Here is a 21,975-nt window from a genome sequence, read left to right on the forward strand (position 1 = left end):
GATTCAACCCCAGGGACCGCCATACTTCCCGCCAGAAGAGGGTTTGTCTGTTCCCGCGTCGCTCCAGGCGCCGAAATCACCCCAGGGGCCGCTGGTGGAGCGCGGCGCCGCGCCGCCCATCCGGCGCAGCCGCGAGATGCGATTCGCCGTGGCCGGGTGGGTTGAGAACAGGTTGTCAGCGCCCTGTCCGTTCAAGGGGTTGATGATGAACATATGGGCGGTGGCCGGGTTGCGCTCGGCGGCCACATTCATGGTCTGACGCGCTCCGCGTTCGATCTTCTCAAGCGCCGAGGCCAGCCAGAGCGGATCGCCGCAAATCTCGGCGCCGCCCTTGTCTGCGTCATATTCACGCGCTCGCGAAATCGCCATTTGCACGAGGCCTGCCGCCATGGGCGCCAGGATCGCCAGAGCGAGCGCACCGATAAAGCCGCCACGGTCACGACCGCCGCCGAAAAACAGCGCGAAATTGGCCAGAAAACCGATGGCGCCCGCCAGCGTCGCAGTGACGGTCATGGTCAGGGTGTCGCGATTGCGCACATGAGCCAGCTCATGGGCCATGACGCCCATCACTTCCTGCCGGTTCAGCGTCGCCAGTAAGCCCGTCGTCGCCGCGACCGCCGCGTTTTGCGGGTCTCGCCCTGTTGCGAACGCGTTGGGTTGATCGGAGTCGATCACATAAACGCGGGGATAGGGCAGGCCGGCGCGATCGGCCATGCCCACCGTATCAGACGCGAACTGGCGCAGGACCGGATCGCGTTCATCAGGCGTGATCTCGCGCGCGCCATGCATCCGCAGCACCATCTTGTCCGCATTCCAATAGGCGAACACATTCATCGCGCCGGCCAGCACCAGAGCGATCATTGCGCCGGCCGCCCCGCCGATCAGATACCCCACGCCCATGAACAAGGCGCTCAGCGCGGCGAGCAGAACGAAAGTGCGAAGCGTGTTAGCGGTCATTGATGGCGTCACCTGTCTTGGCGGAGCGGCCCCCGCGACTTAGGTAATTGGGCGTAGACAAGAAGGACTGCAAGAGATGAGCGATGCAGAAACGCCTGAAGAAGAGGCCCCCCGCAAGCCGTTGAGCGAGGCGGCCAAACGCGCCCTGGCCGAAGCCGAGGAGCGTCGCCGCGAGGCGGAGGCGGAGGCCGAACGCGCCAAAGAACTTGGCGGACCCAAGGGCCCTGAACCCACCCGCTTTGGCGATTGGGAGAAAAAAGGCATCACCTACGATTTCTGAGGCGCCGATCTGGCCGCTTCATCGCTGCGCCCTGTGTGCTATATTGAGACAATGAGCTGTCTTCTCGCCCTCGCCCTGATCGTCAGCGATTCCGCGCCCTTGCTGGGCGGACCCGAGGAGGCGCGCGTTCATACCCGCGTCGTTCAGGAACATCATGAGCGCGCTTACACCTATCAGTCTTCAGCCTATGGGCGTCAGACGCGCGCCGTGACAGCGCCTGATGACGCCGTTGATCGTGTGAAAGCCGGTGACCCGATCCGGCTGGACGCAGGGTTCTTTTATGGTCCGCTGACCGGCGGCGTCGAGCAAGCTCCGTCCCGGATCATCGTAGTGCGCACCCATCACCGCCATCACTGGACCGAGCGCCGCGCGTACTAGAGCGCCCTGAGTGTTTGAGGGGCTGCTCTCACCGAAGGCGGCAGTGTCGCTTTTCCGACTCAGATAATTTTCCTATAATGGCGATATGATCGGATTTATCGCCCTTACTGCGAGCATGTACGCATCAATACACCTTCAGGGGCAGATCGCATCGCCGGGCCAGTCGCTGCGGATGTGGTCGAGGTGATCGATGGCGACACGATCGCTGTGCGCGCACATATCTGGCCGGGGCATATCGTGGAGACGCGAGTCCGGCTGGATGGCGTTGATACGCCAGAGACCCGACGACCGGAGTGCGAGGCCGAACGCACGGCGGGTCATGAGGCGACCGCCTTTACGCGCGCCTGGCTGGTCGCTCATCCGGACATCAGCTTGCATAATGTGCGTTTGGGCAGTTTCGCTGGCCGGGTGATTGCCGACCTGCGCGCACAGGCGCCGACGGGGGCAGAGCCTGCGGGATTGTCGGACGCCTTGCTGGCGGCGGATTTGGCCGTGCCCTATGGCGAAGACGGCCCCTGGTGCAGCTCGGCCCCGACGAGTGGGCCAGTGCAATCGCGCCCGCGCTAGACGCCTGACCGGCTCCAGGCGCGTTCGTGAAACGCGTAGGCAAATGTTTGCACCGCTGGTTCGATCAGGCCGATCGCCAGCGCCGCTTTCCAGTTTTGTGTCAACGCATAGGCCACGCTGATCGCGACGATCAGGTGCATGACGCCATAGGTCACCGGTTTGAGCGCCCGCACAGGCAGGTCAAACGGCAGGGGGGTGCGGGGAATGGATTGCAGGATCTCGGTCATCACGGGCTTCCTTATGCGAACTATTCGCAAGAAGGAGGATAGGAAGTCGGATTCCATTTGTCATATGAATGCTTCTGATCCTATGGATCGAAAAGTTCTATGACTATCCTGGCGTAGACTGCACCGATCCGCCCTCGCTGAGGGCCAGCACCTGACCGGCGAGATAGAGCGAGCCGCAGATCACCACGCGCGCGCCGGGATAATCGCTGATGGCGTCGCGCACCGCTTCGGTGAGGTCAGACGCGGTCTGGGCGGGAAGACCCGCAGTGCGAGCGGCCTCCGCCACAGCGCCGGGGCTCTGCGCGCCGTCGCGCCCGCCCTGGAAATCTATGGCGATGACGCGGGCGGCGAGGCCTTCGAAATACGCCAGAAAGCCGGTCGCGTCCTTGTTTTTGGAGAAGGCGCAGATCAGCACCAGCGGACGCTCGCGCCCGGCTTCCATCTCCCCCAGGCTGGAGGCGAGAGATTCCGCGGCCGAGAGATTATGCCCGCCATCAAGCCAGAGCGCGCCTTCGCCCTCAGACACGATCTCGGCCAGCTGACCCTCGGTCAGTCGCTGCAGGCGCGCGGGCCAGCGCGCGGTTTCAAGCCCTGTGCTGACCGCTTCAGGGCTGTAGCCGCAGGCGCGCGCCGTGGCGGCGGCGACGCCCGCATTGATGATCTGGTGCGACCCGGCGAGGCTGGGCGGGTTGAGATCCCACAGCTCGTCTTCAGCCTCAAACACCAGTCGTCCATGTTCGGTGTAAGCGCGGAAATCCTGTTCCCAGATCGAGAGCGGGGCCTTGAGGCGCTCGGCGGCCCGGCGGATCACAGCCTCGGCGTCAGGCGTTTGAGGTCCGACGATCACCGTCACGCCTGGCTTGATGATCCCGGCTTTCTCGGCGGCGATGTCTGAGATCGTGTCGCCCAGAAAGTCCTGATGATCGAGGCTGACCGGGGTGATCACCGTGCATTGGGGTTTGGCCAGCACGTTTGTGGCGTCCACCCGGCCCCCAAGGCCGGTCTCAAGGATTAGGCGTTCGGCGGGCGTTTCGGAAAACAGCAAGAAGGCCGCCGCCGTGGTGATTTCGAAAAAAGTGATCTCATGATCGCCATTGGCGGCCTCGCAGCGCGCAAACGCGTCTTCAAGCCGGGCGTCATCGACGATCTCGCCCGCCAGCACGATCCGCTCGTTAAAGCGCACCAGATGCGGTGAGGTGTAGACATGGCAGCGCTCGCCGGCGGCCTCTGAAATCGCCTTCAGAAAGGCGCAGGTCGACCCTTTGCCATTGGTTCCGGCCACATGGATGACGGGCGGCAGACGATCCTGCGGGCGGCCCAGCGCATCAAGCAGGCGTTCAATCCGGCCCAGCGACAGGTCGATTTTCTTGGGATGCAGGCGCGAGAGGCGTTGCAGCGCCGCCTCAATGGTTTCAGCGGTCGCCAAAATGCTCTCTCCGCTTATTCAGTTCGCGCCGGGGTGTTGTCCGCGGCGGCGGGACGTTTCAGGAGGGTCCGCATCAGATTGCCCAGCACAGTGCGCAGCTCATGACGATGCACGACCTTGTCCACCATGCCCTTGTCCAGAAGGTATTCCGCCCGCTGGAAGCCTTCGGGCAGTTTCTCGCGAATGGTCTGCTCGATCACGCGCGGACCGGCGAAGCCGATCAGGGCGCCCGGTTCCGCGATCTGCACATCGCCCAGCATGGCGTAAGACGCGGTGACGCCGCCCGTGGTCGGGTCAGTCAGGACCACGAGATAGGGCAGCTTGGCGTCTTTGAGCATTTGAACGCCCAGCGTGGTGCGCGGCATCTGCATCAGCGACAGCGCGCCTTCCTGCATGCGCGCGCCGCCTGCGGCGGTGAACACCACCAGCGGGGTGCGGCGCTCGACGGCGGTTTCGCAGGCCTTGAGGAAGCCCTCGCCTGCGCCCATGCCCAGAGACCCGCCCATGAAGGAGAAGTCCTGAACCAGAACCGTGGTTTCAATGGACTTGATCGAGCCGACGCCGATCGCCATCGCGTCCTCGCGCCCGGTCTTCTTGCGGGCGGCGGCGAGGCGGCTGGTATAGGGCTTGTCGTCCTTGAACTTCAGCGGGTCCTTGGCGACCTCAGGCAGGTCCACCTCGGTGTAATCGCCGTCAAACGTGTATTTGAAGCGCAGGGCCGGGCCGATGCGCATATGGTGGCCGGCGGGGGTGACGTGCTGGGAGGCTTCCAGGTCCTTGTTGAAGACCATCTCGCCCGAAATCGGACACTTCACCCAGAGATTTTCCGGGGTGTCGCGTTTTTCAAACATCTTCTGGACGCCCGGCGGGGTCAGTTTCTGAAGCCAGCTCATATCGCGTCACACCTCTTCAAACACTTTGTATCGCACCGGGCCGAACATGTGCCCCGCTAACGTGCGGAATGGGCGGCGTCCGCCAGGGTTCCGGCGAGATGCAAGGCCTGGTCCACGCCGTTTTGCGCCAGTTCCTCGACAATCGCCGAACCGACCACGACCGCGTCCGCAACCTTGCCGATATCGGCGGCGCGCTCGGGCGTCTTGACGCCAAAGCCCACAGCCACCGGCAAACCCGACGCGGCGCGCACCCGCGCCACAGCCGCCGAAATATCCCCGGTCGCGCCCGATCCAGCGCCGGTCACGCCCGTTGTGGATACGTAATAAACAAATCCGGACGTGTGCGCGACCACTTGCGGCAGGCGCTTGTCGTCGGTGGTGGGGGCGGCCAGGCGCACAAAGGAGAGGCCGTTGGCGTCCAGGGCGCCGCGAAACTCGGTGTCTTCCTCAGGCGGAATGTCCACGCAGATCACCCCGTCCGCGCCCGCCGCCGCGGCGTCCGTCGCGAATTGGGCGTAGCCGTAAGAGAAGAACGGATTGGCGTAGCCCATGAGCACGACAGGCGTGTCGGCATGGGTTTCGCGGAAGCGTTTGACGATGCCAAGCACGCCGCGAAGTGTCATGCCGCCTTCCAGCGCGCGGATCGCGGCGCGCTGGATGGTCGGCCCGTCCGCCATGGGATCGGTGAAAGGCACGCCCAGCTCGATAACGTCCGCGCCCTTATCGGCGAGGCCTTTCATCATCTCAAGCGTCGTGTTCGCATCGGGATCACCCGCCATGACATAGGCGACAAACCCGGCGCGGTTGTCTGATTTCAAAGCGGCGAAGGTGGGGGCGAGGCGGGTCATGATCTTAAAGCTCCACACCGAGCGCATCGGCGACGGAGAAGACATCCTTGTCGCCGCGGCCGCACATATTCATCAAGATGACGCCGTCCTTGCCCAGTTCTTTCGCGAGATCGCGCACGCGCGCGAGGGCGTGGGCGGGTTCAAGGGCGGGAATAATGCCCTCTTTCTGTGAGCAGAGCTGGAACATCTCAAGCGCCTCGGCATCGGTGGCCGATCGGTATTCCGCCCGTCCCACGTCATGTAGGAAGGCGTGCTCTGGGCCGATACCTGGGTAATCAAGACCCGCAGAAATCGAATGGCCCTCGGTGATCTGACCGTCAGCATCCTGCAAAAGGTAGGTCTTGTTGCCATGGAGGATGCCGGGACGACCGCCGTTAAGGCTGGCGGCGTGATCGGGCGTATCAAGGCCCTTGCCCGCAGCTTCGACGCCGATCAGGCGGACGCTTTCATCTTCCAGGAAGGGATGGAACAAGCCCATCGCGTTTGAGCCGCCGCCAATGCAGGCGACCGCTGCGTCGGGCAGGCGTCCGATGCGGTCGAGCATCTGTTCGCGCGCTTCACGGCCAATGACGGACTGAAAATCACGCACCATGGCCGGATAGGGGTGGGGACCCGCTACTGTGCCGATGACGTAGAAGGTCTCATCGGGATAGGTCACCCAGTCGCGCAGCGCCTCGTTCATGGCGTCTTTCAGCGTGCCGCGTCCCGAGGTGACGGCGTGGATTTTCGCGCCCAGCAAATTCATGCGGAAGACATTCGGCTTCTGGCGCTTCACATCGGTCGCGCCCATGAACACTTCACACGGCAGGCCAAAGCGGGCCGCCACGGTGGCGGTCGCCACGCCGTGCTGACCGGCGCCGGTTTCAGCGATGATGCGGGTCTTGCCCATGCGTTTCGCCAGCAGCACCTGACCCAGGCAGTTATTGATCTTGTGCGCGCCGGTATGGTTGAGCTCGTCGCGCTTGAACCAGATCTTCGCCCCGCCAAACTCTTCAGTCAGACGCTCGGCGAAATAGAGCGGGCTGGGACGACCGATGAAATCACGGCTGAACTCGTCAAACTCGGCGATGAAATCAGGGTCGGTCTTGTAGTGCTCATACGCTTCCTGCAGCGCCAGAATGTTCGGCATCAGAGTCTCGGCCACATAGCGGCCGCCAAACTGTCCGAAACGGCCCTCAGCATCAGGCTGTTGGGAGAAGGCGTTGGGTTGGGTCATGACAGCGGTCTTTCACGACGCTCAGAGCTGCGAGACGCGCAGCCCTGACAGGTTCTAAAGGTCAGCCTCAGAGAAGCCGGTAAAGCAAGGCGGCGCAAGGCGTCAGCGCGCTTTGACTGCAGTGATGAACGCCTTGATTTTGTCTAGACTTTTGACGCCCGGCTCGGCTTCGACGCCTGACACGACATCCACGCCCGGCGCGCCGGATTGGCAGATGGCGTCGGGGACGGTCTCAACCGTCAGTCCGCCCGCCAGCAGCCAGGGCTGGCCGGGGTCAAAATCCTTGAGAACGCCATAGTCCCACGCTTGCCCGAGCCCGCCGGGCCGGTCCGCGTCCTTGGGCGGCTTGGCGTCAAATACGAAGCCGTCCACATGGTCTTTGTAGGTCAGCGCTTTTCGAAGGTCGTCTGACGTGGAGACGCCCAAGGCCTTCCACACGCCGATTTCGGCGTAATGGCGCGCATCGAGGCACCGCATCGGGCTTTCCCCCCCATGAAGCTGGATAAAGTCGGGCCGCATATGGCGCAGTACTTCGCCCATCAGCATTTCATCGGGATCCACCAGGACGGCGACAGACTTGGCGTCGCCTTTTCGTGCGGCGAGCGCGCCCATTTGCTCCAGCGAGAGGTGGCGCGGGCTTTTGGGAAAATGAATGAAGCCCAGATAATCCGCGCCGGCGTTGACTGCGGCGTCCACCGCGTTGGCGGAATTGAGGCCGCAAATCTTGATCAGGGGGGAGCGCGTCTGTGTCATGCGCCGGATGTAGCGCTGAAGTCTCGCCCCGCCAAGTCAGGACTGTGTATGGCGGTTAGGCGACCATCCCCACAAGCTGGCTGATGGATTGCGCGCGCGTCGCAGCGGCATAGGCGCCATTGGCCTGGTTGATCTGGGCGGGCTGGGCGCCGCTGAACCCGAACGGCGCGGCTTGCGCCTCCGCCTGTTCGGCGCCTGGCTCTGCGAACGGACTTTGGCTATCTGGCGATTGCGGGCCTGTCGAAGGCTGTGTTGGATCGGACGGCGCGTCCCCGCGCGCGACCGCTTCGCGCTCTTCGCGGTCCTGAGCCGCCTGTTCGGCGCGGGCTTGTTGGGCGGCGGCGTCAGCAGCGGCGGCCACCTTGCGGTCCTGACCTGAGGGTTCAGCCGGCGCCAGGGCGGCGGCCTTGACCACGCGCATTTTCTCAATGGTGGCGGCGGGATCGCCGGGAATGGGGCTGGCGTCGATCTGCACCTCGCCGCCGACCGCGTATTGCTTGCCGTCCGGGCCTTGCTGGAAGCTGTAAGACGGCGCGCTGGCGTATTGCCCGCCCGCCGCCTGGTGCGCCTGTTCGTGCTGACGCACTTCGCGGTCGCGCTTTTTCAGCTCGGCGACCTGTTTTTGCTCGGCGTCCGAAAGCTGTTCGCCGGGCTGAGAGGCCTTGGCGCTGCTGGCTTGCGGCGCGACTGACGCCGGGTCGCTGAGCTTCTGCGCGGCGGCGGACAGGGAGACCGGGTCATTGATCGCCGTGCGGGTTGAGGTTGCAGCGGCGGAGCGATCAGAAGATGGAGTCAGCCGGTTCGCTTGAGCGGTCAGCTCACGCGTTGGGAAGGCAGCGCCCGGCCCGGCCATGAAAGCCGGATCAGCGCTGCCCAGACTAACGGGCGAAAGCGCCATGGATCATCCCGACAGATACAACCTGCCGGAGAGAATGAAGGACAACCCTTAAAGCTTTGGTAATGCGGGTTAAGGCTTAGGCCTTGCCGTCCACGCGTTCGCGCAGCTCTTTTCCGGTCTTGAAGAACGGCACGTGCTTTTCCTTCACCGACACCGGGTCGCCTGTCCGCGGGTTGCGACCCTGGCGCGGCGGGCGATTGCGGACGGAAAAGGCGCCAAAGCCGCGCAATTCCACACGATCGCCGCGCTCAAGCGCTTGGGTGATCTCTTCCAGCACCGTGTTGACCACCCGCTCCAGATCCTTCTGGTAGAGGTGCGGATTGTCTTCGGCGAGCTTCTCGATGAGTTCGGATTTGATCATGGTGCAGTCCCCTTGCAGACCATCAGTGTAGGAACACCACGAGAGCGCCGTCAATCGGCAAGCCGGGGTTGCAGGCAAAAAAGAACCCCCAATGCAGGGCATTGGGGGTTCCAGCTCCCTCAGACGGGGAGGTTCAGCCGGTCAGAGGACTAGTCCTCGTCCTGACCTTTCAGTGCGGCGCCCAGGATATCGCCCAGAGACGCGCCGGAGTCAGAAGACCCGTACTGTTCGACGGCTTCTTTCTCTTCCGCCATTTCCAGCGCCTTGATGGACACGGAAACGCGGCGAGACGCCTTGTCGATATTGGTGACGCGTGCGTCGACCTTGTCGCCGACCGCAAAGCGCTCGGGACGTTGCTCGGCGCGATCGCGCGAGATGTCGGACTTGCGGATGAACGCCTTGACCAGGTTGTCCGGGCCCAGGCTGACTTCCACGCCGCCGGTGGTGATTTCGGTGACGGTGCAGGTCACGGTCTCGCCGCGCTTGAAGCCGCCTTCGTCCATCGGGTCGCCGCCGAGCTGCTTGACGCCCAGGGAGACACGTTCTTTCTCGACATCCACGTCCAGAACCTTGGCGCGCACGGAGTCGCCTTTCTTATAGTCCTGGATGGCGTCTTCGCCCGAACGATCCCAGTCGAGATCGGACAGGTGAACCATGCCGTCGATTTCGTCGTCGACGCCGATGAACAGACCGAATTCGGTGATGTTCTTGACTTCGCCTTCGACTTCAGAGCCGACCGGGTGCGCTTCCGCGAACACTTCCCACGGATTGCGCTGGGTCTGCTTGATGCCCAGAGAAACGCGGCGCTTGTCCGGATCCACGTCGAGCACCATCACGTCCACTTCCTGGGAGGTGGAGACGATTTTGCCCGGATGGACGTTCTTCTTGGTCCAGCTCATCTCGGAGACGTGCACCAGGCCTTCGACGCCCGGCTCCAGCTCCACGAACGCGCCGTATTCGGCGATGTTCGTCACGCGGCCTTTGAACACAGCGCCGTTCGGGTATTTCAGCGCCACGCCGTCCCACGGGTCGGACTGCAGCTGCTTCATGCCGAGCGAGATGCGCTGGGTGTCTTTGTTGATCTTGATGATCTGCACCTGAACGGTCTGACCGACTTCGACCACTTCGCTCGGATGGCCCACACGCGACCAGCTCATGTCGGTGACGTGCAGCAGGCCGTCAATGCCGCCCAGATCCACGAACGCACCGTAATCGGTGATGTTCTTGACGACGCCTTCGCGCACTTCGCCTTCGGCCAGCTGACCGACGAGCTCGGCACGCTGCTCGGCGCGGGATTCTTCCAGAACAGCGCGGCGTGACACCACGATATTGCCGCGCGGACGGTCCATTTTCAGGATCGCGAACGGCTGTTCCTTGTTCATCAGAGGCGCGACGTCGCGCACCGGACGGATGTCCACCTGAGAGCCCGGCAGGAAGGCCGAAGCGCCGCCCAGATCCACGGTGAAGCCGCCCTTGACGCGGCCCACGATGGCGCCGTTGACCGGCTCTTTGGATTCGAACGTCTTCTCCAGACGGTCCCAGGCTTCTTCGCGACGGGCTTTGTCGCGCGACAGGACAGCTTCACCGAGCGCGTTTTCGATGCGCTCAAGGTAGATGTCGACCTGTTCGCCCAGTTTCGGCGCTTCCGAGCCGGGACCGGTGAATTCGCGCAGGGCCACGCGGCCTTCGGTTTTCAGACCGACGTCGATGACGACGGTGTCGTGCAGCACGGCGGTGACGGTGCCGCGCACGACAGCGCCTTCCATCAGGTCGCGGCCAGCAAGGCTCGCTTCCAGCATTGACGCGAAATCATCGCGGCTCGGGGCCGAGGTTTGGGTGTCAGACATATTAGAGGATGGCTCCAGGGGTTATCGTCGTTTCCGGCCGGCCGGTTGGTTCCGGCGGTCTTGCCGCGCGCAGCGGCTGGAAATCTCCAAAGCAGCCGCGAACGGCCGGAATACGCTTTCAAAATGAGCGGAGCGAAACGACAGGGCGGCGCACATCGTGCCGTGGGTCTGAACCGACAAACATGAAGGATGCGCACGCCTGGCCGCGGAACATCGCCCGCCCGGCGAACGACCGGCTTGCTGACGCAGGGTGAGCGCAGCAAGACAATCGCGCGCGGACTTACCGCAAATTCGCTGTCAGGGCAAGGCGTGCAGCCCTTTGAAGCTGACTCAATCGGCGCCGATCTCAGCGCCCAGAACGGCCATGTGATCGAAAAAGTCCGGATAGCTGGTGGCGATCATGCTCACATCATCGACGCTCACCGGCGCTTGCGCGCCGCAGCCCATGATCAGGGCGCTCATGGCAAGGCGATGATCATGATGGGTTTTAACGCTTCCGCCACCCGGAACGCCGTCTCTGCCGCAGCCATGAACGACAAGGCTGTCCTCGCCCAGCTCGACCTTGACGCCATTGGTTTCCAGCAGGGCGGCGCTGGCCGCAAGGCGATCACTCTCCTTGGCGCGTAATTCCTCCAGCCCCTTCATCACCGTCACGCCGTCCGCAAAGGCGGCGATGACGGACAGGATGGGGTATTCGTCGATCATGGACGGGGCGAGGGCGGCGGGAACCTCCACGCCTTTCAGCGCGCCCGATTTCACCGTGATGTCCACAAGCTGCTCGCCGCAGCGCTCGCCCGCCGGGGTCAAATGGATGTCGGCGCCCATCATCTTGAGCACCTGGTACAGGCCGAAGCGTGCGGGGTTGGTCATGACGCCGGTGATCGTGACCTCGCTGCCTGACGTGACGAGGGCGGCGGCCAGGGGGAAGGCGGCGGATGACGGGTCGCCGGGGATGGAGACGTTCGCCGGGGTCAGCGTCTTGCCGCCGCGCACGCGCGCAATCAGCCCCTCCCCCTCACGCTCCACGCTGAGGTCCGCGCCATAGACAGGCGCCATGATTTCCGTGTGATCGCGGGTGGCGCGCGGCTCGCGCACGATTGTTTCGCCTTGCGCGCCCAGCCCCGCCAGAAGAATGGCGCTTTTCACCTGGGCGGAGGCGACGGGCGGCGTGTAGTCAATCGGATCGAGATGATTTGAGCCGCGCAGGGTCACCGGCAAGCGGCCGCCATCGCTGGACTGGCTTTTGACGCCCATGCGCGCCAGCGGATCAAGCACCCGCGCCATCGGGCGCGAGGACAGGCTTTCATCGCCGACAAACTCCGCCTTGAGCTCGAACCGGCTCGCAGCGCCCATCAGCAAGCGCACGCCTGTGCCCGAATTGCCCAGATCCAGAGGTTGGGCCGGGCTGGTCCAGCGGCCTTGCCCGATAACGCGCCAGGCGCCGGGCCCTTCACGCTCGACCGTTGCGCCCAGGGCGGCGACGGCGCCGGCGGTCGCCAGCACGTCCTCGCTCTCCAGAAGGCCCTCAATTCGACTTTCTCCGTCCGCCAGCGCAGAAAATATCAGTGCGCGATGCGAGCATGACTTGTCCGCGGCCGCCTGAAGACGTCCTTTCAGGGCATTGACAGGCCGGGCGGTTTTTGGCCCGTTTGCGGTCGAGGACGGGGAAGGCGTGGCGTGTGTCATGCGGACTCCGCAGGTGTGCAGATGTGGGAAGGCTTCAATCGGGTTTTGACAGCCGCTCCAGAACATGGCAACTGGCGCGCCGATTTGATCGCCCTTCTCTGTGAAAGGATTTGGACTCGTGGCGAAAGCTGAACTTGGCACCAAGCGCGTTTGTCCGGAAACCGGAAAAAAATTCTACGACCTGAACAAAGACCCGATTGTGTCGCCGTTCACGGGCATGGAATATCCGCTTTCCTACTACGAGGAAGTCTCCGCAACCCTGACGAAGAAGGCTCCCAAGCCCGAACCGGAAGAAGAGAAAGAGGCTGAGGCGGAAACGGATGATTCCTCTGATGAAGAGGAAGATGACGACGCGCCTGAGCTCGATGAAGAGCCCATTGATCTGGGTGGCGATGAGGATGAGGACGAAGCGCCGGTCGCCAAGCGAGCCGCGCCCGCCGATGATGATCTGGACGGCTTCTCCGATGACGAAGCTGACCTGGATGATGATGACGACGACAGCGTTCTCCTCGGCGATGACGACGATGATCTGGATGACGACATCGCACTCAAGGATGACGACGACGTCTGATCCGGGTCACTGCCATTGACTGCGACAAGTGCTGAAAACAGGCTTGATTGCAGTGAAAGGCGCGGATAACGTCCGCGCTCTCGAAACGGCGGGGCCCCAATCCCGCCCGCTTCGCAAAGCGTTTCGGGGCCATAGCTCAGTTGGGAGAGCGCTTGCATGGCATGCAAGAGGTCGTCGGTTCGATTCCGTCTGGCTCCACCAAAAAAGAACCCCTGCGCTCTGCGCGGGGGTTTTTCTTTGTCGCGATTGCAGCGCAGACGCACGCCTTGAACGTTTTGACAAGAAAACCCATGTCATTGTCCAAGATAACAATGCATGAGGCGTTGGATGGACATGGAAACAGATCTGACACTGGATACGACGCCGACGGTGTATGTACGCACGATCGACGCGTCTGAAGTCATGGAGCAAGCGGCGAACGCCGGGGTCAAACTGGACTCTGACGCCACGCTGTACGCCATTCACGATGAGAACGGCCAGCGCATGGCGGTGTTCTCTGACCGCGAGGCGGCCTTTGCGGCGGCCCGTGATCATGGCGCGGAACCGGTCAGCGTTCACTAAGGCTCGGTCTATCTTTTGAACAGAACGCCCTCTGCTCGTGCAGGGGGCGTTTTTGTGTGTAAAGAGCGGTTTGCCTCCGCAAGAGGTCGCGGCTAAACCCTTTTTCATGAGAGGCTATTTCGCAGTCGGCGTTGAGGGAATCTCCAAGGCGCGCAATCTGGGCGCAGTCATGCGCACCGCACACGCCTTTGGCGGCAGCTTCGTGTTCACCGTGGGCGCGGCCAACCGCGCGCGCGAGATGTTTCAGACCGACACCGCCAAGACCACCCAGAACCTGCCCTATTACGACTGGGAGAGCGTGGATGACATGGCGCTGCCGCGCGGTTGCCAGATCGTTGGTGTGGAGCTGACTGATGACGCGGTGGAGCTGCCAAGCTTCCGCCATCCGCGCATGGCCGCCTATGTCCTGGGCAAGGAACGTGGCGATCTCAGCCCCGCCATGCTCGAGCGATGCTCGCATGTGGTGAAAATCCCCACCAAATTCTGCGTGAATCTGTCCGTGGCCGCGGCCATTGCGCTGTATGATCGCACGCTATGCCTGGGCGGTTACCCGGAGCGCCCGGTCATGCCGGGCGGCCCGATGGAAGACAAGCAGCACATCTGGGGCGCGCCGAAGAAACGCACCTGACCGCTCAGGGTTTGATGGCGTCTAGAGGTGCAGGCTGTCGCCGCGCAGCAGCGCCGGCAGATCGCCCACTTCGCCACCTGCCGTACGCATGAAAAAGCGTCGGGCGACGGGGATCTGATCCACGATGGACAGACCCAGCCCTCGGGCAGCCCTTATCGTGCTGTGATCATTGGAGAACAGCCAGGTGAACAGGTGCGCGCCCAGCCCGACCGCGACAGAATCCGTTCGCCGCCAGCGCTCATAGCGCTGCAAGGTCGCAGGGGCGCCCAGATCAAGCCCGGCGCGCTTGGCGTCCACCAGCACATCGGCCAGAACCGCCGCATCGCGGATGCCCAGATTAAAGCCTTGTCCGGCGATGGGGTGAATGCCGCGGGCGGCGTCGCCCACCAGCGCCAGCCGGTCATCGGTGAAGCGTTCCGCGAATTTCAGCGTCAGCGGATAGGTCCAGCGCGGGCTGGCGGGTTTCACCCAGCCGAGGAAATCGCCAAAGCGCGCCTCCAGCGCTTCCTGGAAGCCCGCGTCATCCATGTCTTTCAGGGCGTCCGCCGCCTTTGGCTTTTCACACCAGACCAGGCTCGAGCGATTGCCCGGCAGCGGCAGGATGGCGAACGGGCCTGTGGGCATGAAGCATTCATACGCCACACCCTCATGGCTGTGTTCGTGCTCGACGGTCAGCACCACAGCCTTTTGATTGTAGGCGTAATCTGTGGTTCGCACGCCCGCCTGAGCGCGCAGACCGGAAAACTTGCCGTCACAGCCGACAATGAGGGGCGCTTCGAGCACCTCGCCGCTTTCCAACACCAGGCGATTGCGTCCCGGAGTGACGTCCGGCTCCATATGACTGGCGCGGGCGGGCGCAAACACGGTGAGACCAGCCTCTTCGGCGGCTTTGGCGAGCGCCACGCGCGTCCAGCGGTTCTCGGCCATATAGCCCAGAGCTTCGCCGTCATCCTCGGGTGAGATTTCGCGACGGTCAAAATGCAGCTGGTCAGGGCCGGGGCCGCCGCGCTTGAGCCCGTCATAGGGACGGCCATCCACGACCAAGATGTCTTCAATAGGCTGGACATGGTCTTTCAGATGCTGGCCGGCGCCGACCGCGTTCAGCATGCGATAGGAGGTGTAAGCCAGCGCCGAGGCGCGCCCGTCATGCTCCGGCGTTACGTGCTCAGACAGCGCCATCGCATCAATGACCGCCACTGCCAGCCCGGCTTTATGCAGGGCCAGCGCCAGGGTCAGACCGGCGAGCCCGCCGCCGGAAATCACCACATCGCCAGAAAAGATCGGTTTGCTCATGGACGTTAAGATAACAACGCCCCCGCCGAAAGAAAGCGGCGCGGCGCCGCAGGGCGCTTAGCGGCTCAGTGCGCGCTGAATCCAGCCCAGGGCGCCGGTAAAGGCGAGCGGGCCGTCGGTGACAGCGAGCACGATACAGACCTCGCCTTCGTCGGCGATCGGTTTGTGGATCGTGTCGGGATTGGCCATACACACATCGCCGGGGGCATAGCTGCCGCGCCCGTCCGAGAAACCGCCGGACAGAACGAGCGTGAATTCCGTGCCGTCATGGCCGTGATGGGGGACGCCGCGACCCGGTTCGATGCGGATCAGCTCGGCTTTCGCGCCGTCTTCGGTCATCAGCGGCATGGTGCGGACGCCGGGGCCGGCGAAAGACCAGCCGCCAGCTTCCAGCGCCAGATCGCGGACGGAGCCCGGCAGATCCAGCAGTTCATCAATCGCCTGGCCGGCCTTCTGGGCGGCGTTGCGTGAGGTTTCAGACCCGGTGCGGGCGTTGAAACGCGCCGGACCGGCTTCGCCCAGACCCGCTTCTTCGGTGTCGATGATGTCAAACAGGGTCGCCAGAGCATTCGGCGCCATTTCGGCGGGCGCTTCGCTTTCCAGCAGGACGCCGGCGGCGGCCTCGACCGTTTGACGGGCGCGTGCGACCTCGGCGTTCACAGCCGATTGCGCGTCCAGCAGCAAGCGCATCGGACCCGAAAGGGCGCCCGAAGCGTAAGCGGCGTAAATCTCGTCACCCAGCGGATGGTTGGTCATGGTCTTCTTCTAAGTCGGCGTCTGGTACAGCGTGGCGGATATTGATCAGTTCAGTCTGACGTCAAGTGACAGGGCGTTTTTTAGTACGGATGCGTGCATTATTTCTTACAAGGTTTCAGAATCAAGCACCCGCCTGAGCTTGTCGAAAGCCAGCCTGAGCCTTGATTTAACAGTGCCTAGCGGCATGCCGAGCTGATCGGCGATGTCGCGGTGAGACAAGCCGTCAAAAAACGCCAGACGCAGCAGCGCCACCTGTTCGTCGGGCAAGTCTAGCATGGCTTCACGCACCCGGTCATCGCGATCATTTTCATGAACGGCGTCGTCGGGGGGCTGGATGTCCGGCGGGCGAAGGCTGGGATCCTCACCGTCAAGCGCGGGCTTGTTGGCCTGGCGCGCCGCGTCGATGCGCCGATTGCGCGCGATGCGGAAAATCCAGGTGGAGGCGGAGGCCTGATCGGGATCGAACTGTTCGGCCTTGCGCCAGACCGTCAGCATGATCTCTTGCGCCAGCTCTTCAGCCAGGCTGTCATGGGCGTTCAGGCGCAGCAGATAGGCTTTGACCCGCGGCGCATAGAAATTGAACAGCGCCGCGAACGCCTGCCGATCACGTTGTGCGGTGGCCAGCACAAGCGAGTTCAGGGTCGCACGATCCGGCTTTGCGCCAGTGGAAAAAGGGGCGTCAGGCAAGTTTCACCCTTGAAGCTCGTTGCAGATCACTCTCACATCCGCACACATGACGATCAAGCCAGATCATGCCTTGAAACCGCCGTCTCAGACCGCTTTAAACGGGAATACAGACCGGCGCCAGCCGATCTTGCTTGCGTCAAACCGCTCATATCTGAATGGAAATCCCCATGCGCGTTCTATTTGCCAGCCTGTGTCTGACCATCGCCGCACTGTCGCCTGTGCAAGCGCAGGAGGCGTCAGAACCTGAGTTTCAGGGCGCGCATCGCGACTGGCGCGTGTTCACGCGCGGTTCGGCCGAGGGTCAGGTCTGTTATGCGCTCAGCCGCCCGCAAGAGGCTTTGCCCGCCAATGTGGACCATGGCGAGGTGTTCTTCCTGGTGGCGAGCTGGCGCAGCGGCGCCGCGGAGAACCAGCCCAGCTTCCTGGCCGGGTACGCCCTGCGTCCTGACAGCCCGCCGCGCGTGCGAGTGGGTTCGGACCGGTTTGAGATGTTCGTTTCCGAGCAGGAAGGGTTTCTGGAAGAGCCGGGCGAGGAGAGCCAGCTTGTGCGCGCGATGCGACGGGGCTCTGATATGCGGGTCGAGGCCACCAGCGCTCGCGGCACCGCCACCGCCTATACGTTTTCACTTTTGGGGGTGACTGCGGCGCTGGAGCAAGTGGACGATCTGTGCGGCTAGGCCTGTCGCGCGACGGCTTCGAAACACTCAAACAGAAGCTGGCGGGCGGCGCTGTGCGGCGCGTTGGCGCGATAAATCAGAGCGGGCCGCACCACCAGATCCGGTGATGAGGCTGTCAGCTGGACCAGGCCGTGTTCGGCCGTCAGCCGGTCCACAACCGAGCGCGGCGCAGCGAGGATATGGTCTGACGCTGAACACGCCAGCGCCAGAACGGTGTAATCATCACACACGAGACCCGGACGCGGCCGCCCCCAGGGCAGAGGCTGGCGGCTGAGGCGTTCGGGCGGCGTGGCCGTGGCCAGCGGAAACCGGTCATACGCCTCACCCTTGAGGGCCGGGTGGTCGGGGCGCACCAGCGCCGTCACGCTCTCCTCTGGCAAGGGATGCACCACCAGGTCCGGATCCAGGACGGCGTCGCCCATATCCGCGGCGACCAGGTCCAGCGCGCCGCGGCGCACCTGATCGACCAGCATCCCCGCCGCGCCCGCGCGGACGGTCAGCTGAACCGTACGCCCGGCGCGATAAAAACGGGCCACCGCCTCGGGCAGCAGGCGGTAGGTGACGCTCGGCCCAGCCCCCAAGCTCAGCACGCCGTCTTCTCCAGCGCGCCAGCGTTCGGCCTCAGCCTTCAGGTCTGCAGCCTGCTGGATCAGCGATCGCGCACGGGGCAAAAGCGCCTCGCCCAGCGCGGTCAGGATCAGCTTGCGCCCGGCGCGGTCAAACAAGGCGCCGCCCAGATCGGTCTCCAGCTGGGCCAGCGCCTTGCTGGCGGCAGGTTGGCTCACATGCAGGCGCTCCGCGGCTGCGGTCAGCGTGCCGGCGTCGGCGGCGACGAGAAACAGGCGGGCGGTGCGCAGGCTGAGCATGCTACAAGCATAAGCATTAGTTATGGAAGAATGCAAAATTTGTATTGGAAGTTATGATTCGAACCGGCGAGGGTCTGTCCGGGAGGCGTTCGCCATGATCAATGAAAAAATCCTCGTACCCGCAATTTTCGCCGGCTTCATTGTGCTGGAAGCGGTGACAGGACGATTCCTGCAGAAAGAACGCGGCTCCCGCCGGGATGTGATCATCGAGGTTTTGTCCTCGCTCACCATCGTGTTGGTCACCGTGCCGCTGATCTTCGCTGTGGCGCCCATGCTGGTGGAAGCGATCCGGCCCGGCTCGAAAGACGCGCTGGCGTTCCTGCCCTGGTATCTGATGGTGGCGATCTTGCTCGTCGGCGATGACATGACCCAATACTGGTGGCATCGCGCCAGCCACACCTTCCCCGTGCTCTACAATCTGCATCGGGCGCATCATTCAGGCGCTTATCTGTCGATCCGCACCGCCTATCGCAACAATCTCTTCTATTACCTGTTCATGCCGGGGCTGTGGATCGCCGCCGTGCTGGTGCATCTGGGGTTCTACCCGGTCTATGCGGTGTATCTGGTGGTCAAGATGACGGTGATCTTCGGCGCGCATTCATCCTGGCGCTGGGATGCGGCGCTCTACCGGATCCCGCTGCTGGCGCCGGTCATGTGGGTTCTGGAACGGACCATCTCGACGCCCGCCACCCACAGCGCTCATCATGGCCTGCACAAAGAGGACGGCGTCACCCATTACAAAGGCAATTACGGCAATCTGCTGTTTTTCTGGGACGTTCTGTTCGGCACCGCGAAGATCACCCGCCGCTATCCGGAGACCTACGGCATAGAGGGGATGGAGCCGGTCAGCGCCGGGCGAGAGCTGCTCTGGCCGCTGGTGCGCAAATAGCCGCGAGACGGCGGCTGACGCTGACAATCGGTCCGGATGAGCCTGGCTCGGGACAGCGAACAAACAAGCGTGTCTGCAGGCGCAAGCCCGCCATGCGTTCTCGCCTCTCGAAGTTTGTTCAGTTTTCCAGTATACGACGGCGCTATGAACGCACCTTTGAAAACTCTCGACCTGTCTTTTTCCAACCGGCCAGAGATGTCCGGCCCGGTTCCGCTCGCCGGTCTGACCCGCGCGCAATTGCGCGACGTGCTGATCGCGCATGATCTGGTGGATGAGAAAAAGGCCAAGATGCGCGCCGAGCAGCTCTGGCGCTGGATCTATCATTACGGCGTCACCGATTTCGATGAGATGACCAATGTGTCCAAGGCCTTGCGCGAGGCGCTCAAGGCGAAGTTCACGCTGGCCCGTCCCGAAATCACCGAACGCCAGGTCAGCGTGGACGGCACGCGCAAATACCTCATCAAGCTGGAAAGCGGGATCGAGGTGGAGACCGTCTTCATCCCCGGTGTTGGCCGTTCGGGCGCGTTGTGCGTGTCCTCTCAGGTGGGCTGCACGCTCAATTGCACCTTCTGTCATACCGGCACCCAGCCGCTGGTGCGCAATCTGACCGCTGCTGAAATTGTCACTCAGGTGATGATCGCGCGCGATGATCTGGGCGAATGGCCGACGTCGAACGAAGACCGCCAGATCACCAATATCGTCTTCATGGGCATGGGCGAGCCGCTTTACACCCTGGATACGGTGTCGGACGCCATCGACGTGATCTCCGACCATGAAGGCATCGCCATCGGCCGTCGCCGCATCACGGTGTCCACCTCCGGCGTGGTGCCGAAAATCCCGGAACTCGGCGAGCGCACCCGCGCCATGCTGGCCATCAGCCTGCACGCGACCAATGACGAGTTGCGTAACGAGCTGGTGCCGCTGAACAAGAAATACCCCATCGCGGAGCTGATGGACGCCATTCGCGCCTATCCCGACCTGTCCAACGCCAAGCGCGTCACATTCGAGTATGTGATGCTGAAAGGCGTGAACGACTCCCTCGCCGAGGCGCGGGCGCTGGTCAAACTGCTGCGCGGCATCCCGTCCAAGATCAATCTCATCCCGTTCAATCCCTGGCCAGGCAGCCCGTATGAGTGCTCGGACTGGGATCAGATCGAAGCCTTCGCCGATGTGGTGAACAAGGCCGGCTACGCCAGCCCGATCCGCACGCCGCGGGGCCGCGATATCTTCGCCGCCTGCGGGCAGCTGAAAAGTGAAAGCCAGAAAATCCGCGCCAGCGAGCGCCGGCGTCTGGAACGTGAAGCCGAAGCCAGCCAGGAAGCCGCTCAAGAGGATCAGGCGTGAATCATTCAGACCGCCGCCAGCCGCGCAAGTCTGGATCTGAGCCTAAATCCTCCACCAAGAATTTGATGCCGCGCGGCACCGCGCTCGGCGCGGTCGAAGGCGTGCTCGCCAAGGGCGTGCCGCTGGACGGCGCTCTGGCCGGGCGGCCGGAATGGAAACGCATGGAGCCGCGTGATCGCGCTTTTGCGCGCGCCATCGCCTCCTCCGTGATCCGCCGTCCCATCGCGCTCGACGCGGCTCTGATGCAGGTGCTCGACAAGCCTTTGCCGGATGAAGAGATCAAGGCGCATCTGATCCTGCGTTGCGGCGCGGCCGAGCGCCTGATCCTTGAAACCCCGGCCCACGCCGCGGTGGACGCCTGGGTCAGCCTGATGGCGCAGGATCCCAATACCGCCCGGTTCAAGAATCTGGCGAACGCCGTGCTGCGCCGGGTCGTGGATCAGGGCAAAGGCGCGTTTCTGGATTCAGACCCGCTTGAAGATCTGCCCGACTGGCTGGCCGAGCGCTGGGTGGAGACCTATGGCGAGCCGGTGGCGCGCGCCATCGCCATCGCCCGGTCCGTCCCGCCGACGCTGGATCTCACCGCCAAGCCGGGCTTTGACGCTCAGAGCTTCGCCGACGAAATCGGCGCCAAGGTGTTGGAGACCGGCACGATCCGGCGCCCGGACATTGGCGCGGTGGATGGCCTGCCGGGCTTTGAAGCGGGCGATTGGTGGGTTCAGGATGTGGCCGCGGCTCTGCCGGCGCGCATTCTGAACGTCAAACCCGGTGAAAAGGTCGCCGATCTCTGCGCTGCGCCGGGGGGCAAGACCTTGCAGCTGGCCGCTGCGGGCGCGTCAGTGATCGCGGTCGACGCTTCGCCGAAACGCCTCAAGCGTCTGGCTGAAAACCTGGAACGCACCAAACTCAACGCCGAGATCGTCACCGCCGATGTGGCGGACTGGACAGCGCCGGAGCCCATGGACGCGATTTTGCTCGATGCGCCCTGCTCGGCGACGGGCACGCTGCGTCGCCGCCCGGATGCGGCCTGGGCGAAAGAGCCCGGCGATATCGCCAATCTGGCCGAGATCCAGCGTCGCCTGCTGGACGCCAGTTTCGCCCAGCTTAAATCGGGCGGGCGGCTGGTCTATTGCACCTGTTCGCTGGAGCTTGAAGAGGGCGAAGACCAGATCGCGGCCTTCCTCGACCGCACGCCGGACGCGCGGCTTGATCCGGTGACGGCGGACGAGCTGCCGGGCCTGAAAGAAGCGCTCCGCCCGGACGGCGCCGTGCGCACCCGTCCCGATATGTGGGATGAACGCGGCGGCATGGACGGCTTCTATATTGCGCGCATCGTGAAAGCCTAACCGTCAATTGCCAAACAGAC

The 21,975-nt window shown here is 63.6% G+C and carries 25 protein-coding genes and 1 tRNA gene; 11 read left to right on the forward strand and 15 right to left on the reverse strand.

From position 1 onward, the window contains the following. Positions 1-3: 3 nt before the first annotated feature. Positions 4-957 carry a zinc metalloprotease HtpX gene (gene htpX / locus G405_RS0107960; RefSeq protein ID WP_022700989.1) on the reverse strand — a complete coding sequence of 318 codons (954 nt, stop codon included), beginning with the start codon at positions 955-957 and terminating at the stop codon, positions 4-6. 76 nt (positions 958-1,033) lie between these two features. On the opposite strand from htpX, the gene G405_RS0107965 reads away from it, so the two are divergent. The 3 genes from G405_RS0107965 (at position 1,034) to G405_RS16955 (ending at position 2,182) form a co-directional block, all read left to right on the forward strand. After that, the gene (locus G405_RS0107965) at positions 1,034-1,237 is read left to right on the forward strand and encodes a DUF1674 domain-containing protein (protein WP_022700990.1); all 204 of its coding nucleotides are present in this window, start codon (positions 1,034-1,036) and stop codon (positions 1,235-1,237) included. Between the two features lie 51 nt (positions 1,238-1,288). Further along, entirely contained in the window at positions 1,289-1,615 is a 327-nt protein-coding gene (locus tag G405_RS0107970; RefSeq protein WP_022700991.1) for a hypothetical protein, read from the forward strand. A 183-nt stretch (positions 1,616-1,798) separates the two neighbouring features. After that, positions 1,799-2,182 (forward strand): thermonuclease family protein, encoded by a 384-nt coding sequence (locus G405_RS16955; RefSeq protein WP_169447505.1) that lies wholly within the window; start codon positions 1,799-1,801, stop codon positions 2,180-2,182. On the opposite strand, the gene G405_RS15405 is transcribed toward G405_RS16955, so the two are convergent. The 10 genes from G405_RS15405 to aroA form a co-directional block, all read right to left on the reverse strand. Further along, on the reverse strand, positions 2,179-2,409 hold the full coding sequence (locus G405_RS15405; RefSeq protein WP_022700993.1) for a DUF2061 domain-containing protein: 231 nt from the start codon (positions 2,407-2,409) through the stop codon (positions 2,179-2,181). The genes G405_RS16955 and G405_RS15405 overlap by 4 nt on opposite strands. A gap of 103 nt (positions 2,410-2,512) precedes the next feature. Continuing rightward, the gene (locus tag G405_RS0107985; protein WP_022700994.1) at positions 2,513-3,835 is read right to left on the reverse strand and encodes a bifunctional folylpolyglutamate synthase/dihydrofolate synthase; all 1,323 of its coding nucleotides are present in this window, start codon (positions 3,833-3,835) and stop codon (positions 2,513-2,515) included. Between the two features lie 14 nt (positions 3,836-3,849). After that, entirely contained in the window at positions 3,850-4,728 is an 879-nt protein-coding gene (locus G405_RS0107990; RefSeq protein WP_022700995.1) for an acetyl-CoA carboxylase carboxyltransferase subunit beta, read from the reverse strand. 56 nt (positions 4,729-4,784) lie between these two features. Continuing rightward, positions 4,785-5,576 carry a tryptophan synthase subunit alpha gene (gene trpA / locus G405_RS0107995; protein ID WP_028284643.1) on the reverse strand — a complete coding sequence of 264 codons (792 nt, stop codon included), beginning with the start codon at positions 5,574-5,576 and terminating at the stop codon, positions 4,785-4,787. 4 nt (positions 5,577-5,580) lie between these two features. Further along, on the reverse strand, positions 5,581-6,792 hold the full coding sequence (gene trpB / locus G405_RS0108000) for a tryptophan synthase subunit beta (protein WP_022700997.1): 1,212 nt from the start codon (positions 6,790-6,792) through the stop codon (positions 5,581-5,583). A gap of 102 nt (positions 6,793-6,894) precedes the next feature. After that, positions 6,895-7,545, reverse strand: a complete 651-nt coding sequence (locus G405_RS0108005; RefSeq protein ID WP_022700998.1) for a phosphoribosylanthranilate isomerase — start codon at positions 7,543-7,545, stop codon at positions 6,895-6,897. Between the two features lie 55 nt (positions 7,546-7,600). Then, complete coding sequence (locus G405_RS15410) at positions 7,601-8,443, reverse strand: putative metalloprotease CJM1_0395 family protein (RefSeq protein ID WP_022700999.1); 843 nt, start codon at positions 8,441-8,443, stop codon at positions 7,601-7,603. Positions 8,444-8,519: 76 nt separating this feature from the next. Beyond that, a complete protein-coding gene (locus G405_RS0108015; RefSeq protein ID WP_022701000.1) occupies positions 8,520-8,804 on the reverse strand; it encodes an integration host factor subunit beta in 285 nt (94 codons plus the stop codon). A 149-nt stretch (positions 8,805-8,953) separates the two neighbouring features. Continuing rightward, positions 8,954-10,651, reverse strand: a complete 1,698-nt coding sequence (gene rpsA / locus G405_RS0108020) for a 30S ribosomal protein S1 (protein ID WP_022701001.1) — start codon at positions 10,649-10,651, stop codon at positions 8,954-8,956. A 330-nt stretch (positions 10,652-10,981) separates the two neighbouring features. Continuing rightward, positions 10,982-12,337 (reverse strand): 3-phosphoshikimate 1-carboxyvinyltransferase, encoded by a 1,356-nt coding sequence (gene aroA / locus G405_RS0108025; protein WP_022701002.1) that lies wholly within the window; start codon positions 12,335-12,337, stop codon positions 10,982-10,984. Between the two features lie 118 nt (positions 12,338-12,455). Between aroA and G405_RS0108030 the strand changes: the two genes are divergently transcribed. The 4 genes from G405_RS0108030 (at position 12,456) to G405_RS0108045 (ending at position 14,097) form a co-directional block, all read left to right on the forward strand. Next, positions 12,456-12,908: a TIGR02300 family protein gene (locus G405_RS0108030; protein ID WP_022701003.1), complete on the forward strand. Its 453-nt coding sequence runs from the start codon at positions 12,456-12,458 to the stop codon at positions 12,906-12,908. A gap of 125 nt (positions 12,909-13,033) precedes the next feature. Next, a tRNA-Ala gene (locus tag G405_RS0108035) sits at positions 13,034-13,109 on the forward strand. A gap of 126 nt (positions 13,110-13,235) precedes the next feature. Beyond that, positions 13,236-13,469, forward strand: a complete 234-nt coding sequence (locus tag G405_RS0108040; protein ID WP_022701004.1) for a DUF1150 family protein — start codon at positions 13,236-13,238, stop codon at positions 13,467-13,469. Positions 13,470-13,575: 106 nt separating this feature from the next. Next, complete coding sequence (locus tag G405_RS0108045) at positions 13,576-14,097, forward strand: RNA methyltransferase (RefSeq protein ID WP_022701005.1); 522 nt, start codon at positions 13,576-13,578, stop codon at positions 14,095-14,097. Positions 14,098-14,118: 21 nt separating this feature from the next. Here the strand turns inward: G405_RS0108045 and G405_RS0108050 are convergent, their stop codons facing one another. From G405_RS0108050 to G405_RS0108060, 3 genes are all read right to left on the reverse strand, one after another. Next, a complete protein-coding gene (locus G405_RS0108050) occupies positions 14,119-15,390 on the reverse strand; it encodes a UbiH/UbiF/VisC/COQ6 family ubiquinone biosynthesis hydroxylase (protein WP_022701006.1) in 1,272 nt (423 codons plus the stop codon). Between the two features lie 57 nt (positions 15,391-15,447). Beyond that, on the reverse strand, positions 15,448-16,146 hold the full coding sequence (locus G405_RS15415; protein WP_022701007.1) for a ChrR family anti-sigma-E factor: 699 nt from the start codon (positions 16,144-16,146) through the stop codon (positions 15,448-15,450). Positions 16,147-16,251: 105 nt separating this feature from the next. Next, complete coding sequence (locus tag G405_RS0108060; RefSeq protein WP_022701008.1) at positions 16,252-16,833, reverse strand: sigma-70 family RNA polymerase sigma factor; 582 nt, start codon at positions 16,831-16,833, stop codon at positions 16,252-16,254. A 167-nt stretch (positions 16,834-17,000) separates the two neighbouring features. On the opposite strand from G405_RS0108060, the gene G405_RS0108065 reads away from it, so the two are divergent. Then, complete coding sequence (locus G405_RS0108065) at positions 17,001-17,510, forward strand: invasion associated locus B family protein (RefSeq protein WP_040705409.1); 510 nt, start codon at positions 17,001-17,003, stop codon at positions 17,508-17,510. Here the strand turns inward: G405_RS0108065 and G405_RS0108070 are convergent. Then, a complete protein-coding gene (locus G405_RS0108070; RefSeq protein ID WP_022701010.1) occupies positions 17,507-18,376 on the reverse strand; it encodes a LysR family transcriptional regulator in 870 nt (289 codons plus the stop codon). The genes G405_RS0108065 and G405_RS0108070 overlap by 4 nt on opposite strands. Before the next feature lie 94 nt (positions 18,377-18,470). Between G405_RS0108070 and G405_RS0108075 the strand changes: the two genes are divergently transcribed. From G405_RS0108075 to G405_RS0108085, 3 genes are all read left to right on the forward strand, one after another. Next, positions 18,471-19,265, forward strand: coding sequence for a sterol desaturase family protein (locus G405_RS0108075; RefSeq protein ID WP_022701011.1), 795 nt, complete (start codon positions 18,471-18,473; stop codon positions 19,263-19,265). A gap of 144 nt (positions 19,266-19,409) precedes the next feature. After that, positions 19,410-20,609 carry a 23S rRNA (adenine(2503)-C(2))-methyltransferase RlmN gene (rlmN, locus tag G405_RS0108080; protein WP_040704974.1) on the forward strand — a complete coding sequence of 400 codons (1,200 nt, stop codon included), beginning with the start codon at positions 19,410-19,412 and terminating at the stop codon, positions 20,607-20,609. After that, positions 20,606-21,955 carry an RsmB/NOP family class I SAM-dependent RNA methyltransferase gene (locus G405_RS0108085; RefSeq protein WP_022701013.1) on the forward strand — a complete coding sequence of 450 codons (1,350 nt, stop codon included), beginning with the start codon at positions 20,606-20,608 and terminating at the stop codon, positions 21,953-21,955. The genes rlmN and G405_RS0108085 overlap by 4 nt, the downstream gene beginning before the upstream one ends. Positions 21,956-21,975 lie beyond the last annotated feature (20 nt).

The organism is Oceanicaulis alexandrii DSM 11625 (genome assembly GCF_000420265.1).
Classification (GTDB): Bacteria; Pseudomonadota; Alphaproteobacteria; order Caulobacterales; family Maricaulaceae; genus Oceanicaulis; species Oceanicaulis alexandrii.